The organism is Hoeflea sp. TYP-13 (assembly GCF_040932035.1).
GTDB lineage: Bacteria > Pseudomonadota > Alphaproteobacteria > Rhizobiales > Rhizobiaceae > Hoeflea_A.
Map to the genome: position 1 here is coordinate 1312594 of NZ_JBFRBB010000001.1, position 14022 is coordinate 1326615.

The window sequence follows — 14022 nt, forward strand, 5'->3', positions numbered from 1 at the left end:
TTCCACTGCGTCAGTACGGGCTGTCGACCGGGCCGGTCGCAACGTAGACACTCTTGATCTGGCTGTAATATTCGATCGCCGCACGCGAATTCTCGCGGCCGACGCCGGAGCGTTTATAGCCACCGAACGGAGCTTCGACCGGTGCTAGATTGTAGGTGTTGATCCAGCAGCTTCCGGCCTGCAATTCGGCGATGACGCGGTGCGCGCGGGTCAGGTCGCTGGTAAATACGCCGGCCGAAAGGCCGAACTCCGTGTCGTTTGCCCGTGCGATGACCTCGTCTTCATTGTGAAAGGTCAAAACGCTCATCACAGGTCCGAAGATCTCCTCGCAGGCAATGCGCATGTCGTCCGTGACGTCGGCGAAGATCGTCGGTTCGACAAAGAAGCCGTTTTCCATGCCTTGCAGGGTGAGGCGGTTGCCGCCGGTCGCAAGCCTTGCGCCTTCCGCTTTGCCGATTTCGACATATTCCATCACCTTGTCGCGCTGTGCGGCGCTGACGAGCGGTCCCATCTGGGTTGCTTCATCCTGCGGGTCGCCAATGCTGATGGCCTCGGTGCGCGTTATCAGTTTTTCAAGGAACGCGTCCATGCTCGAACGCTGCACGAAAACGCGTGTGCCGTTCGAACAGACCTGGCCGCTCGAATAGAAATTGCCGAGCATTGCGCCGCCGACGGCGTCGTCGAGATTGGCGTCGTCAAAGACGATAAGCGGCGACTTGCCGCCGAGTTCCATGGTGACGTGGCGAATGCCTGCTGCCGCCGCGGCCATGACCTTCTGCCCGGTCGGGACCGAACCGGTCAGGGAAACTTTGTCGACCTCTGCGTGGGTGCTGAGTGCCGCGCCCACATCGCCGTAACCCTGGACGACATTGTAAACGCCCGCGGGAAGGCCAGCCTCGTGAAGGATTTTAGCGACTTCCAAGGCGCAGAGCGGTGTCGTTTCGGAAGGCTTGAAAATCATCGAATTGCCGCATGCAAGGGCAGGGGCGCCCTTCCAGCAGGCGATCTGGGTCGGGTAGTTCCAGGCACCGATACCGACGCACACACCCAGCGGCTCGCGGCGCGTATAGACGAAGTCGCCGCCAAGATCGATATATTCGCCGTTGATGGCTGCGGCCAGACCGCCGAAATATTCCAGCGCATCGGCGCCGGAAGTCGCATCGGCAACAAGCGTTTCCTGCAACGGTTTGCCGGTGTCGTAGGTTTCAAGTTCGGACAGAGGCCGGTTGCGCTCGCGGATGATGTCGGCGGCACGGCGCAGAATGCGACCGCGTTCCGTGCCGGTCATCTTGGCCCAGACCTTCTGGCCTTCGACGGCGGCGGTGACTGCCTGCTCAATTATCGCCGGTGTTGCAGAATGCAGCCGTGCGATAACCTCGCCGGTTGCCGGATAGACGCATTCGATGATCTTGCCATCCGTGTCTTCAACGAACGCACCGTTGATGAAATGCGAAGCTTCGGGTTGCGCTTTCATATCTGTCACTCGCTCTAGTCTCCGCGGGGAAAGCGCTTGCTTTCCTCAAGAACATTCAAATCCATGTGGTTGCGCATGTAGCGCTCGGAAGCCTGCTGTAGCGGCTGGTAGTCCCACGGATAGTAGGAGCCGTTGCGTAGGGCCTCATAAACAACCCAGCGCCGCGCCTGGCTCTCGCGCACGGCGGCGTCGAACTGCTCCATGTCCCACCGTGCCTTTGCCATCGCCGCGTATTTTTCGAGCACCTCGCTTTGCTGTGGATCGGCGGCAATGTTGTTTTGTTCAAGCGGGTCGGCCTGAAGGTCGAACAGCTGCGGCGGATCGAGCTCGCAGTGGACGAATTTGTACTGGTTGTCGCGAATGCATACGAGCGGCGCATAGGAGCCTTCGGCTGCATATTCCATCAGAACCGGTAAATGGCGTTCGCCGCCGCCAATCAGTGGCAGCAGGCTCTCTCCATCGGTCCACGGTTTGACCTCATCGAGATCGACGCCGGCAAGATCAGCGAGCGTGGGGTTGATATCGAGGTTCGAAACCGGCGCGTCAAAGCGCATGGGATCGATGCCGGGGCCGGCGATCATCAGCGGCACGCGTGCCGATCCCTCGTAAAAGTTCATTTTGAACCACAGGCCGCGTTCGCCCAGCATGTCGCCGTGGTCCGAGCAGAAGACGATAATGGTGTTGTCGAGCATGCGTGTCGTTTCAAGCACGCCGACAAGCTCGCCGACCTTGTCGTCGAGATAGGAGATATTGGCGAAATAGCCGCGCCGGGATCGCCGCACGTCTTCAGGTTTGATGTCAAAGTTCTTGTAATCGTTGGCAAGATAAAGGCGCTGGGAATGCGGGTCCTGTTCCTCATACGGGATCGCCGCGACCTCGGGTTCGAGATGAGTGCAATCTTCGTAAAGGTCCCAGTATTTGCGCCGCGCCACATAGGGATCGTGCGGATGGGTAAAGGAAACCGTCAGGCACCATGGTCTTGCCTCGGCATCGTCCGAGGTCCGCGCAAGCTGGTAGAGCTTCTGTATGCCATGGAAGGCAACCTCGTCGTCATACTCCATCTGGTTGGATGTTTCGGCGACGCCGGCGCCGGTGACGGAACCGAGATTATGATACCACCAGTCGATGCGCTCGCCGGGCTTGCGGTAGTCGGGCGTCCAGCCGAAGTCCGCCGGATAAATGTCTGTCGTCAGGCGCTCTTCAAAACCGTGCAACTGATCCGGGCCGACAAAGTGCATCTTGCCGGACAGGCACGTGTGATAGCCGCTGCGGCGCAGATGGTGCGCATAGGTCGGAATGTCCGAAGTGAACTCCGCAGCGTTGTCATAGACGCGTGTGCGGCTGGGCAACTGGCCGGACATGAAGGATGCACGGCCGGGCGCGCACAGCGGTGAGGCCGTGTAGTTGTTGACAAAGCGTGCCGACCGTTCGGCAAGGGCTTTCAGATGCGGTGCGTGAAGCCATTCGGCCGGGCCGTCCGGAAACAGCGTTCCGTTGAGCTGGTCGACCATGATGATCAGAATATTCGGCCTGTCACTCATCTTGATGTCCTTTGACCGGCGCGCAGCCGGTATTCAGAATTGGTCGGTTCTTCGCCGCAGTTCGCCGCCAACCTCGGCGGAATTGTCTGATCTGCTGTTTGCGAAGCGCAGGCTTTGGGTGTTCTGTACCGGATCCCACATACAGTAATTATTTTTAATTGGTCGTTCATTCAAGAAAAATCTGCGTAACCGTTGCGATACCCTGTTTATTTCCTAGATCCACTGACCTTGGAACCAGGACGGCTGACCATCAAAATAAATTTGGCCTTGTCAAAAAAAGGGTGCCTTTTATTTGATTGATTTTGACCGCAAACCGGGTATGGCTTTCAGGCGAATAATAGTGGACAGCGGTGGAGGTGAGCCATGCTGACAAAGACGGACTTTTACATCGACGGCGAATGGGTAAAGCCGGCACAGCCGAAAGAATGCGACGTTATCAATCCGGCAACCGAGGAAGTGTGTGCCGTGATTTCGCTTGGCTCGGAGGCTGATGTCGACCGTGCGGTTGCGGCGGCAAAAAAAGCCTTTGCCACCTATAGCCAGACGACCTTGGACGAGCGGGTCGCCCTGATTGAAAAACTGCTGGAAATCATGGGTCGCCGCAACGAGGACATGGCGCAGGCGGTTTCCGCCGAAATGGGCGCGCCCATTTCGCTTGCCCGCGGGCCGCAGGCCGGCTCGGGACCATTCCATGTCAAGGGCTTCCTCAAGGCGTTGTCGAAATACAATTTCGAGGAAGAATTCAACGACCGGGGCGAGCACATCGTTCATGAACCGATCGGCGTTTGCGGTCTGATCACACCCTGGAACTGGCCGGTCAACCAGATCGCGCTGAAAGTTGTTCCGGCGCTGGCGGTTGGCTGCACCTGCGTGCTCAAGCCAAGCGAGATCGCGCCGCTTTCCGCGCTCGTATTTGCCGAGATGATCGATGAGGCCGGCTTTCCCAAGGGGGTTTTCAACCTTGTCAACGGCGAGGGGATCGTTGTCGGTGAAGCCATGTCCCGCCATCCGGACATTGACATGATGTCCTTTACCGGCTCGACCCGCGCCGGTGCGGCGGTTTCGAGGGCGGCTGCCGATTCCGTCAAGCGCGTTGCGCTTGAACTGGGCGGCAAGTCTCCGAACATCGTCTTTGAAGACGCCGATCTCGAAGCTGCCATCAGGGGCGGCATTTTCGAGTGTTTCGGCAACACCGGCCAGTCCTGCAACGCACCGACCAGAATGCTCGTTCAGCGTTCCGTCTATGAGGATGCCATCGCGCTGGCAGGCGAGTATGCCCGGAAAGTTGTCGTGGGCGACCCGAAACAGGAGGGCCGGCACATCGGGCCGCTCGTCAGTGAGGCGCAATACAACAAGGTGCAGGGCCTCATCAACAAGGCCATCGAGGAAGGCGCACGCGTCGTCGCCGGCGGACCCGGCCGCCCCAAAGGTTTTGAACGCGGCTACTTCGTTAAGCCGACGGTTTTTGCCGATGTCGACAACGATATGACCATCGCCCGCGAAGAGGTGTTCGGTCCGGTGTTGGCAATGATCCCGTTTGATACCGAGGAAGAAGCCATTGCCATCGCCAACGACACGCCCTACGGGCTGTCCGCATATGTACAGACTTCCGACCAGGCCAAGGCAAGAAGGGTCGCCAAACAGCTTAGAGCCGGCATGGTTCAGATCAACGGTACCGATCATCCGGCAGGCAGCCCGTTCGGGGGCTACAAGCAATCGGGCAACGGCCGTGAAGGTGGCCGCTGGGGTCTTGACGACTTCTTGGAGGTCAAGGCGATCAGCGGCTACTGATTGGCATAGCTGAAAGTCTAAGTGTGCACTGCAACAATCTTGTTGCAATCGCCCCTTGATATTGTTAAGCGTTGAACAATATAGGTCGGTATGAACAATGCCGGCCTGTAGCAAACCAGCGCTTGCCCATGAGGTCTTATGGGTAGACAGTAACAATGGCCCGGGACGGTCGTCCGGGCGCGAGGCGGAGTTGGTGTCATGACAGCTTGTATAACCGGATGGGCGCATTCGAAATTCGGAAAACTGGAAGGCGAAACAGTCGAAAGTCTGATTGTCGGCGTTGCCTCCGAGGCGATAAATCACGCCGGTCTCGAAGCCGAAGACATCGACGAAATTGTTCTCGGACATTTCAATGCCGGCTTCAGCCAGCAGGACTTTACCGCAAGCCTTGTGCTGCAGGCCGATGACAATTTGCGCTTCAAGCCCGCAACGCGGGTTGAGAACGCCTGCGCAACCGGCTCGGCTGCAATCCATCAGGGTATGAAAACCATCAAGGCCGGCAATGCCCGCAACGTTCTCGTTGTCGGCGTCGAGCAGATGACAACGACACCGGGACCGCAGATCGGCGAAAACCTCAAAAAGGCATCCTATCTCGTTGAAGACGCCGATATTCCGGCCGGGTTTGCCGGCGTGTTCGGCAAGATCGCCGACGCCTATTTCCAGCGCCACGGCGATCAGTCGGATGCGCTCGCGATGCTGGCGTCCAAGAACCACAAGAACGGCGTTGGAAATCCCTATGCTCAGATGCGCAAGGATCTCGGATACGAGTTCTGTCGCAACGAAAGCGAAAAGAACCCGTTTGTCGCAGGCCCTCTGAAGCGCACCGACTGCTCGCTTGTCTCCGACGGGGCAGCCGCCATCGTGTTGTCAGATCTCGAGACAGCCATGCGCGCGCCGCGGGCGGTCATGTTCCGTGCAGCCGAGCATGTTCAGGATTTCCTGCCGATGTCGAAGCGCGACATCCTGCTTTTCGAAGGCTGTGAGGAGGGCTGGAAGCGGGCATTGAAACATTCCGGTGTCACGCTGGATGATCTGTCATTTGTTGAAACGCATGACTGCTTCACCATTGCCGAGTTGATCGAATACGAAGCGATGGGCCTGGCAAAGCGCGGGCAGGGCGGGGCTTTGGCCATGTCCGGTGAGACCGCCAAGGATGGCCGCCTTCCGATTAATCCGTCGGGTGGCCTGAAATCCAAGGGCCATCCAATCGGCGCAACGGGTGTATCGATGCACGCGCTGACTGCCATGCAGCTATGCGGGGAGGCCGGTGACATCCAGGTCGACGGCGCTACGCTCGGCGGCATATTCAACATGGGTGGCGCGGCGGTTGCTAACTATGTTTCCATCATGGAACGTGTGCGCTGAGGAAGCGTGACGCTTGATCGCAATATGTCGATCGAGGCATAACCGGACATGTAACGCCGCTCTTTCGCAACGCCCGGAAAACTGGCACAACTAAGCCCACCGCTTGTTCTTTTGGCGTTGGGACGCATGACCAGTATTTCGCAATCAGAGCCTGCAGATGCCTCGATCGTTACAGCGACGGTGCTTGTCGTATTTGCCGGAATAGGTTTTGGCTTAGTGCCCTTTTTTGCCAAAAGCCTGACGGATGCCGGCATGTCTCCCTTCGCCGTTTCGTTTTACCGTTATGCAATTGCCGCGGTCGTAATGCTTCCGACGCTGCGGGTTGCCAAAGGTGAGGCGGCAACGGTTGTCTGGGGCATGGTCACGGGGCTGGTCATTGGAATTGGCTGGGTTGGATATGCCAAGGCCATTGAGACGGCACCCATTTCGACCGTCGGTGTGCTTTACATGACCTATCCGGTCTTCACACTCTTGATCGGTTGGGCCTGGTTCGGCGAAAATCCCTCAAAACGGGCCTTCTTTGCCGCTTCCCTCATTATCCTGGCCGCCCTGGTTGCAATGTCTCCGGCAGCGCTTTCCCATGAGCATCTACCGGCGCTTCTGTTGTCGCTCGGCGCTCCGATTGGGCTTGGCTTCGGAATCAATGTTTTGACCCATAAGCTGGTGCGGCTGAGCCCGCTGGCCCGCTTGGGCAGCGTTTCGCTTGGTTCGGTTTTAGGCCTGTCGCCTCTGATTGCCTTATCCGATGCCGCCACCGTTCTTCCGTCCAGCTCCGGTGGCTGGTGGCTGATTATCGGAATTGCACTGGTCAGCGCTCTGGTGCCGCAATTGATCTACTCGGTCTACGCGCCGGTTATCGGCGCGGCACGTGCATCCATTGCCGGCAGTATTGAGCTTCCGACCATGCTCATTGTCGGCTGGCTGGTCTTTTCCGAGCAGATTGGCATGTCCCAATGGATTGCCTGTGCTCTGGTTCTGGCAGCCATTTTGCTCACGCGGGCGCGTGCTACGAGAAATGTCCCCCTAAATATAACAATGCCGGCGCGGAACGGGGCACAGCGTAACGGGAACGGTCCGGATGCCGGTGACAACAAATGAGGTCGAATCGGCTATATAGCGGGCAATGAGTTGCAAGGGTGATTGAATGACCGTCTTGGTTACAGGTGGCGCAGGTTACATTGGCAGCCATATGGTTTGGCGTCTGCTGGATGCTGGCGAAAAGGTTGTTGTTGTCGATCGCCTTTCAACAGGGTTCAATTGGGCGGTTCCCAAAGAGGCTAATCTGATCGTCTGTGACATCGGCGAGCAGGATCGGATTGAAGCGGTTCTGCGTGAGCATGACGTGCAGTCGGTCTTTCATTTCGCGGGCTCCATCGTTGTACCGGATTCGGTCGCCGATCCGCTTGGCTACTATCTAAACAACACGGTCAAGTCGCGCACGCTGATCGAAGCCTGTGTGAATGCCGGCGTTTCGCAGTTCATTTTTTCCTCAACCGCCGCTGTCTATGGAACGCCCGATGGTGTGGAGCCGGTCTCGGAAGATGCGGCGACCCGGCCTGAATCTCCCTATGGAACGTCCAAGCTGATGACGGAGTTGATGTTGCGCGATACCGCCGCGGCCTATCCGATGAACTATGCATGCCTACGGTATTTCAACGTGGCGGGCGCTGATCCGGATGGGCGAACCGGGCAATCGACGCTCGATGCGACGCACCTGATCAAGGTGGCAACGCAGACGGCGCTTGGAAAGCGCTCCGGCATGCAGATATTCGGCGATGATTATCCAACTGAGGACGGCACCTGCATCAGAGACTATATCCACGTCTCCGATCTCATAGAAGCACACTATCTTGCCTTGCTGCACCTGCGCAAAACCGGTGAAAACCTGGTGGCCAACTGCGGCTACGGGCACGGTCTGTCGGTGCTGCAGGTTATCGACGCGGTAAAGCGCATCAGCGGCTCCGATTTCAAGGTCCAGATGGCCGGCCGCAGGGCAGGAGACGCAATCAGCATCGTCGCTAATTCGGACCACATCAAACAGCAGCTCGACTGGCGGCCGCGTTACGATGATCTGGATCAGATTGTCACGCACGCGCTGGATTGGGAAAAAGCGCTCGACCGCCGCAACAATTAGAACCCGATGGAAGTCATATTCTGGCAAGCTTCCGACCGGTTTTTATGATGCGACGCCGGAGCCAGCTTTTGTTCCGGAAAATCTCTTCGCTGCTCCTTTGCTGCGCATGGTAATCCACCGGCCACGGCGTGCTTTCACTGACCTTGCAATAGACGACCCCCCAGGGCAGGGATTGTGGATCGGTCCACGGCTTTGCAGCGCCCGCAAAATGGAGGATGTTCGGCAGCATGAACGAGGAGTGCGTGGGCCTGTCGCGTTCCATGTAGTTGAACCTGTCCTCCAGACTGACGGTATTGTCCTTGAGGCTCAGATTAAGCGCACATTGGTCTTTCCAAAGCATGTCGTCAGGCGCATTCCTCAGATGAGCGAGCGCAGTCTCCCCTATGTTCTGCCGGCGCCATTCAACCAGATCGATCAGCATTACGCCGGAGTTGAAATATTGATCTGAAGCTACACCGTATTTAGACAGGTGAGACATGCGTTCGCGCACAACCGCCGCCGTCTTTCCTTTCATGTCAAAGCCTATCAATTCATCAAGCGGCGCCAGGACGAGTGTATCCACGTCCAGATATAAAACTCTTTCGATATCACCTGGAAGAACCGATCCCATCACGCAACGATAAAGGCTCGCCGCGGATATATGCCCCGGTGCCAGATGCGAGTCTATTTCAACGAATTGTTGGGCAGCGATATTCGTGAACTGAACCCGCAATCCCAGCCTGCGCGAGAACGCAAGCAGTTTGGTTTTGTTCGCATCTGTCAGATCACTTTCCAGGACATGCACCACCGGAATAAGATGGCTGTTGCTCACCGACAGCGATTTGATCATGCAGGACAATGGGCCGACACAGTTGTTGTCTGTTGCGGCCACGATATGAAACGCCATGGATTCCCCCGATTAATCCACGCCAGTTGCCTTCGGTATGAAATAATCAATTTCAATACAGGAGTATAAACCAAGCGATTGTCAATCGATCAGAAGATAAAAATCTGTGTTTATAATGGGGATGATGAGTATAAGATTTACGTTTTTGGAGTTTTGCAATAATAGAGTGCATGAAATTCAGTATTCACGTAATAATTACACTGGCGCTGAATGGCAAGCTCCAGACGAGTCTTCGGAAGTGGCAGGGTAGGCTTCCGCACCAATTCGAACGTGGCAAACCCTTCGTGGTCCCGATCTGGGTGGAAAGCATCGGCTCCCGGGCGGATGTGTCGCCTCAAACCAAATCGGGCCCGCTTTCGCGAGCCCGGTATTTTGTCGATTTGATCTTCGCTAATTGATCGGGACCGAGCAGATCATCCTGGTGTGATTGCTGTTGATGTAGCAATGGGCCGGGATTGGGCCTGCCGGAATCGGATAGATGTAGGTCTGCTGTGGCTGGTTCGAACTGGCCGCAGCCGCACCCACGACGGCGCCCGCTGCAAAGGCCGCTCCCGGATAATAGTAGGGGTGATACGGCGGTGGGTAGGGCGGGTACGGATGATACGGATGGTAATGACACTCCGGATCCTGGGGCGCGTGATAGCAATAGGGGCCCGGAACCGGGTGATAGGGATGGTAGGGGTGATAGGGATAGTATCCGACCGGATGCCCGGACGCCGGGTGGTTTTGCAGACGCGGTCCATGGTCGACGAACATGGCGACATTTTCTGCGCTCTCAGGCAGTTTTCCCGACAGAACCTTCACGCCATACTGGACGCTTGTCCCGTCCACCTTGGCGCTCGTCAGTTCGACGATTGCCGGCGCTTCATCGGTTTTGCCCAGAACCGAGATTGCCGCATTTGGCGGATCGGAGGCAAACGGGCCGTCCGGTGAATTCCAAAGATCGGCAAACATGCCGGTGGCGACCTGTCCGGTCAGGCGATAGGGCCGGTCGCTGAAGAAAATCGTGGAGGGCGCCACGCCCTGCAGCGTGAGCGTCGTGCCGTCATACTGCATTGAGCTTGCCTGCTGGACGTATTCATAGGCCGGTGTGGGCATTACCGGTACTGGCTGGCCACCCTGCTGTGCGAGGGCAAGCCCGGGACTCAAAGCAAGTAATACAGCGCCGAAGAGGGCTGATAGTCTGTACATGCGTCTTTCCTCCAGGTTGAATTTCTATCTGACACTACACTTCATAATTGGCATGTTGTCTACAGATCGTGTTTTGTCTGGCTTTGAAGAGCCGTCCCGACCTTTGGCAGTTCGATAAGAGGTGCGGAACGAGGCGGGCACAGAGCGATTGTCAGCAGGCCCAACTCCGGCTAAGGGGAAAGTGGAAGAAGAATTTGAGGCGAATTGATGACCAATCCGGTTGTGGTTGAAGTGACCCGGGGCGGGCGTGTGGAAAGCATGCATCGCGGCTCGGCCGTGGTTATGGACGGTGGCGGCAAGACCTTGTTTTCCATTGGCAGTGTTGATGCGCCGGTATTTCCGCGGTCGGCTGTCAAAGCCATGCAGGCATTGCCGCTGGTGGAGAGCGGTGCTGCCGATGCCCTTGGATTTGGCGACCGCGAACTGGCCCTTGCCTGCGCTTCCCATTCGGGTGAACCCGCGCATGCCGATCTCGCCGGAACCATGCTGGCGGCAGCGGGCCGGGATGAAACGTCATTGGAATGCGGCTGTCACTGGCCGATGGACCAGGCGGCAATGATCGCGCTGGCAAAGACCGGCGCGGAGCCGACACAGCTCCATAACAATTGCTCGGGAAAACATGCAGGTTTCATCTGCACGGCCTGTCATCTCGGCATCAGCCATGATGGGTACGTCAATTACGACCACGCCATTCAGGGTATGATCCGCGATACGATGGCAAGCCTTACGGGTGAGCATTTGGGCGTCGACAATTGCGGCACCGATGGATGCTCCATTCCCACTTATGCCGTGCCGCTGACCTCGCTGGCGCATGGCTTCGCCAGGATGATCACCGGGTCCGGTCTTGAACCTGTCCGGGCAAAGGCGGCAAAACGCCTGGTGAACGCGTGCATGGCCGAACCGTTTTATGTTGCCGGAACGAAGCGGACCTGCACGCGCCTTATGAAAACCATGCCCGGACGGATATTCGCCAAGACCGGTGCCGAGGGCGTCTTCTGTGCGGCTCTGCCTGAAGAGGGAATTGCCATTGCGGTAAAATGCGAGGATGGAACGAAGCGGGCTGTGGATGCGATGGTTGCAGCACTTGTCGCGCGGTTTTTGACAGCCGGTGACGACATGCGGGAAACACTGATGGCGCAGGCCAACCGGACGCTCAAAAACTGGAACGGCATAGAGGTCGGAACGATCCGGGTGACGGATGCGCTCAGCTGAGCAGTCCGGCCAAGGGTACGACGCCTAGCGCTCCAGATAGCGCTCCTTGAGATTGTTCGTGCGTGCAACGGTGTGGGCATATAGGCAGTAGCCGACGGCAAATGTGGCGCCGGTTCCGCCGAAATATTCATAGGACACGGCGCCCTGGCAGTCCTCTTCCTTGAATGTCACCCAGGCACGCTGTGCCGCGATCAGATGTTCTTTCCACTGCCTCGCATCATCGGCCGGCAGGTAGTCATCCGGCTTTATTTTCGACAGCACCTCCTTCCACACCCTGTTGAGTTCCCGGTCCGCGGCATCGTAGGCCTCGAAAACGCACTGATTCATCTCCGGGGTTGTTCCGTCGCAGTTGAGAGCCTGCGCTGGAACAGGACTTGCCGCGGCTAAGAAAAGCACAGTCGCCATTGTACGCATCATCACCTCCCCAAAGTGCGTCACTCACCATAGTCAATGCCCGTGGCCGGCGGTAGTGTTCGGAAAATCACAGGTTCGTTTGGGATGGATCGCGCGTGCTGGCACCTGCAAGAAATTTCTCAACATCGCGTGTGTTTTTCAGCGTGATCCAGCGGGCGGGGCCGCTCTTGTCGCGTTGTACCAGTATCCTTTTCCGGATGTCGGCGGCAAATCCGGCAAAGACATATTTGAAAAACGGCCAATCGACCTTATGTGGACAGCCTTCGGCCTGATAACCGTCCTGAAGAAGCCAGCGTTTGATGACGCGGGCCGTGCAGACCCAACGATTGAAGTCCAGGAAGATGACCGTATCCGCGCGCGCCAGTCTCTGCGGCAAAGTGCGTACGTAGTTGCCGTCGATGATCCATTTTTCCTTTTCAAGTTCCATCGACAAATGCCGGTCGAAGACCTGTCGTTCAGTCTCGATCCACCCAGGTTGCCACAACAGTTCGTCCAGGTGGACCAGCGGCAGCTCCAGTTTTTGTCCGAGAAGCTTGGAGAGTGTCGTCTTGCCGGCGCCCCCGTTTCCGATGATAAGGATGCGTTTCAATGGGGTTCTCTGCAAAAAAGGGCGTAAAGGCCAATTAGGCTATACAACCGTGTTGCCACTGATGGTGAGTTGTTCGAATTGTTGCGACCCATCGCGAGTCAGATCTTCAGTCGCCCGTTCCTGCCAGCGGTAGCCGACCACCGCGCCCCGAAGTGTGTTCTGGAACAGATTATTGCTGATCACAACGCCCTCGATGCCGTCGACGACCGATACGGCAATCCCCAGCGCACTGTTGCGGATGACGTTTCCAGTCGCCGCGACGCCACGCAGATAAGGTCCCCAGCCGAACAGCATACCGGCCCGCGGCGCATTATCGATGACGTTTCCGGTAACAGCCGTATCGGCTTCAACACCGATGCCCCATCCGAACCCGAATCCTTCTTCGGGGTAGGGGCCGACGGTTGTCAGGTTGCGGATGAGGTTGCCGCTGACGGCGGCAAGCCGGCCGCCTTCATTGAAATTGGCAATGGAGATTCCGTTGGCGGCGCCGTCGATCAGATTGTTGGCGACAACCGCTCCCTCAAAGGCGAATTCGGAATATATGGCCGTTTCGCCGCTCCCGCGGCACTGATTGCCGACAATCTGCACGTCCGAGCCGCTGTTGGAGCGAATGGCGGAAAATGCGCAATCGCTCAGCGTGTTGTTGGCGATCAGCACATTGCCGGCGCGAAAGACGTTGATGCCGTTGCCGTATTGTCCGGTGCCGCCCGCCCTGGCGTTGATGCGTGCAATGCGGTTGCCGGTAATCAGGCTGCCGTCCGGACCGACCTGCCAGCGGTGCACCAGGATGCCGCCATTGGCGCAGTCGGCAATTTCATTGTCCGCGATGCGAAATCCGGTTCCTTCCACGCAATAAATGGCGGCTTCAGCCGCACCGGCAATCTTCGTACGGGTGATCGAACCGCCGCAGGCCTCCAGCGATATGGCATGTTTTCGGCTGCCTAAAATATCGCAGTCGTTGATGGAAACGTTGCCTGTCCCGGTGATTTGCACGATGGCCTTCGCATAATCCGCGAGCCACCGGTTGGCGCCGTCGATCGTGAGTTCCGAGAGCCTGATTTGCTCGGCATTTTCGGCAAGCAGAAAGTGACCTTCACCGCCATAGACAAGTCTGGTCGCTCCGGCGATGCCCGACAGGTGAACAAAATCCGGCAGGTTCAAATTGGAAACGACGTAGGTTCCGGGCGGCAGAAAAACCGGTTTGCGCTCGGCTGCCGCCGAACGCAGGATTTCGTTGAGTTCCCGGCTTTGATCGTCAGCCGCGCCCGGACGCATGCCGAGGTCGACGGCGTCCAGTGAGCCGCGCAGACCGGCAATTCTCGTCTCCGGTGTCTGGGCGCGGGCGGCAACGAGGCCGCCAAGCAGCGCTGTGCTCGCGGTCAGCAACAGGGAACGGCGTGTTGTCATCGTCATTTCATCATCTGC

At 57.7% G+C, this 14022-nt stretch carries 12 protein-coding genes; 5 read left to right on the forward strand and 7 right to left on the reverse strand.

What is annotated here, in order from left to right; all coding sequences use genetic code 11:
* Positions 1-10 precede the first annotated feature (10 nt).
* Entirely contained in the window at positions 11-1474 is a 1464-nt protein-coding gene (betB, locus tag ABVT35_RS06155; protein WP_368466285.1) for a betaine-aldehyde dehydrogenase, read from the reverse strand.
* A gap of 14 nt (positions 1475-1488) precedes the next feature.
* On the reverse strand, positions 1489-3015 hold the full coding sequence (betC, locus tag ABVT35_RS06160; RefSeq protein ID WP_368465400.1) for a choline-sulfatase: 1527 nt from the start codon (positions 3013-3015) through the stop codon (positions 1489-1491).
* Positions 3016-3378: 363 nt separating this feature from the next.
* On the opposite strand from betC, the gene ABVT35_RS06165 reads away from it, so the two are divergent.
* The 4 genes from ABVT35_RS06165 (at position 3379) to galE (ending at position 8305) form a co-directional block, all read left to right on the forward strand.
* Positions 3379-4806 carry an aldehyde dehydrogenase family protein gene (locus ABVT35_RS06165; RefSeq protein WP_368465401.1) on the forward strand — a complete coding sequence of 476 codons (1428 nt, stop codon included), beginning with the start codon at positions 3379-3381 and terminating at the stop codon, positions 4804-4806.
* 198 nt (positions 4807-5004) lie between these two features.
* Positions 5005-6171 carry an acetyl-CoA acetyltransferase gene (locus tag ABVT35_RS06170; protein ID WP_368465402.1) on the forward strand — a complete coding sequence of 389 codons (1167 nt, stop codon included), beginning with the start codon at positions 5005-5007 and terminating at the stop codon, positions 6169-6171.
* A 126-nt stretch (positions 6172-6297) separates the two neighbouring features.
* The gene (locus ABVT35_RS06175) at positions 6298-7269 is read left to right on the forward strand and encodes a DMT family transporter (protein ID WP_368465403.1); all 972 of its coding nucleotides are present in this window, start codon (positions 6298-6300) and stop codon (positions 7267-7269) included.
* A 46-nt stretch (positions 7270-7315) separates the two neighbouring features.
* The gene (galE, locus tag ABVT35_RS06180; protein ID WP_368465404.1) at positions 7316-8305 is read left to right on the forward strand and encodes a UDP-glucose 4-epimerase GalE; all 990 of its coding nucleotides are present in this window, start codon (positions 7316-7318) and stop codon (positions 8303-8305) included.
* 13 nt (positions 8306-8318) lie between these two features.
* Here the strand turns inward: galE and ABVT35_RS06185 are convergent, their stop codons facing one another.
* On the reverse strand, positions 8319-9191 hold the full coding sequence (locus ABVT35_RS06185) for a glycosyltransferase family 8 protein (RefSeq protein WP_368465405.1): 873 nt from the start codon (positions 9189-9191) through the stop codon (positions 8319-8321).
* A gap of 390 nt (positions 9192-9581) precedes the next feature.
* Complete coding sequence (locus ABVT35_RS06190) at positions 9582-10382, reverse strand: hypothetical protein (RefSeq protein ID WP_368465406.1); 801 nt, start codon at positions 10380-10382, stop codon at positions 9582-9584.
* A gap of 207 nt (positions 10383-10589) precedes the next feature.
* Between ABVT35_RS06190 and ABVT35_RS06195 the strand changes: the two genes are divergently transcribed.
* The gene (locus tag ABVT35_RS06195) at positions 10590-11594 is read left to right on the forward strand and encodes an asparaginase (RefSeq protein WP_368465407.1); all 1005 of its coding nucleotides are present in this window, start codon (positions 10590-10592) and stop codon (positions 11592-11594) included.
* A 24-nt stretch (positions 11595-11618) separates the two neighbouring features.
* Here ABVT35_RS06195 and ABVT35_RS06200 read toward each other — a convergent pair whose 3' ends face one another.
* The 3 genes from ABVT35_RS06200 to ABVT35_RS06210 form a co-directional block, all read right to left on the reverse strand.
* Positions 11619-12011 (reverse strand): lysozyme inhibitor LprI family protein, encoded by a 393-nt coding sequence (locus ABVT35_RS06200; protein WP_368465408.1) that lies wholly within the window; start codon positions 12009-12011, stop codon positions 11619-11621.
* A gap of 64 nt (positions 12012-12075) precedes the next feature.
* Entirely contained in the window at positions 12076-12597 is a 522-nt protein-coding gene (locus tag ABVT35_RS06205; RefSeq protein WP_368465409.1) for a hypothetical protein, read from the reverse strand.
* A gap of 39 nt (positions 12598-12636) precedes the next feature.
* Positions 12637-14010 carry a TIGR03808 family TAT-translocated repetitive protein gene (locus tag ABVT35_RS06210; protein ID WP_368465410.1) on the reverse strand — a complete coding sequence of 458 codons (1374 nt, stop codon included), beginning with the start codon at positions 14008-14010 and terminating at the stop codon, positions 12637-12639.
* Between the last annotated feature and the right edge of the window lie 12 nt (positions 14011-14022).

What these genes read in the sequence shown, in the direction of transcription:
- betB (WP_368466285.1), bottom strand. Translation starts at nt 1,474, where the DNA reads ATGAAAGCGCAACCCGAAGCTTCGCATTTCATCAACGGTGCGTTCGTT.
- betC (WP_368465400.1), bottom strand. Translation starts at nt 3,015, where the DNA reads ATGAGTGACAGGCCGAATATTCTGATCATCATGGTCGACCAGCTCAAC.
- ABVT35_RS06165 (WP_368465401.1), top strand. Translation starts at nt 3,379, where the DNA reads ATGCTGACAAAGACGGACTTTTACATCGACGGCGAATGGGTAAAGCCG.
- ABVT35_RS06170 (WP_368465402.1), top strand. Translation starts at nt 5,005, where the DNA reads ATGACAGCTTGTATAACCGGATGGGCGCATTCGAAATTCGGAAAACTG.
- ABVT35_RS06175 (WP_368465403.1), top strand. Translation starts at nt 6,298, where the DNA reads ATGACCAGTATTTCGCAATCAGAGCCTGCAGATGCCTCGATCGTTACA.
- galE (WP_368465404.1), top strand. Translation starts at nt 7,316, where the DNA reads ATGACCGTCTTGGTTACAGGTGGCGCAGGTTACATTGGCAGCCATATG.
- ABVT35_RS06185 (WP_368465405.1), bottom strand. Translation starts at nt 9,191, where the DNA reads ATGGCGTTTCATATCGTGGCCGCAACAGACAACAACTGTGTCGGCCCA.
- ABVT35_RS06190 (WP_368465406.1), bottom strand. Translation starts at nt 10,382, where the DNA reads ATGTACAGACTATCAGCCCTCTTCGGCGCTGTATTACTTGCTTTGAGT.
- ABVT35_RS06195 (WP_368465407.1), top strand. Translation starts at nt 10,590, where the DNA reads ATGACCAATCCGGTTGTGGTTGAAGTGACCCGGGGCGGGCGTGTGGAA.
- ABVT35_RS06200 (WP_368465408.1), bottom strand. Translation starts at nt 12,011, where the DNA reads ATGATGCGTACAATGGCGACTGTGCTTTTCTTAGCCGCGGCAAGTCCT.
- ABVT35_RS06210 (WP_368465410.1), bottom strand. Translation starts at nt 14,010, where the DNA reads ATGACGATGACAACACGCCGTTCCCTGTTGCTGACCGCGAGCACAGCG.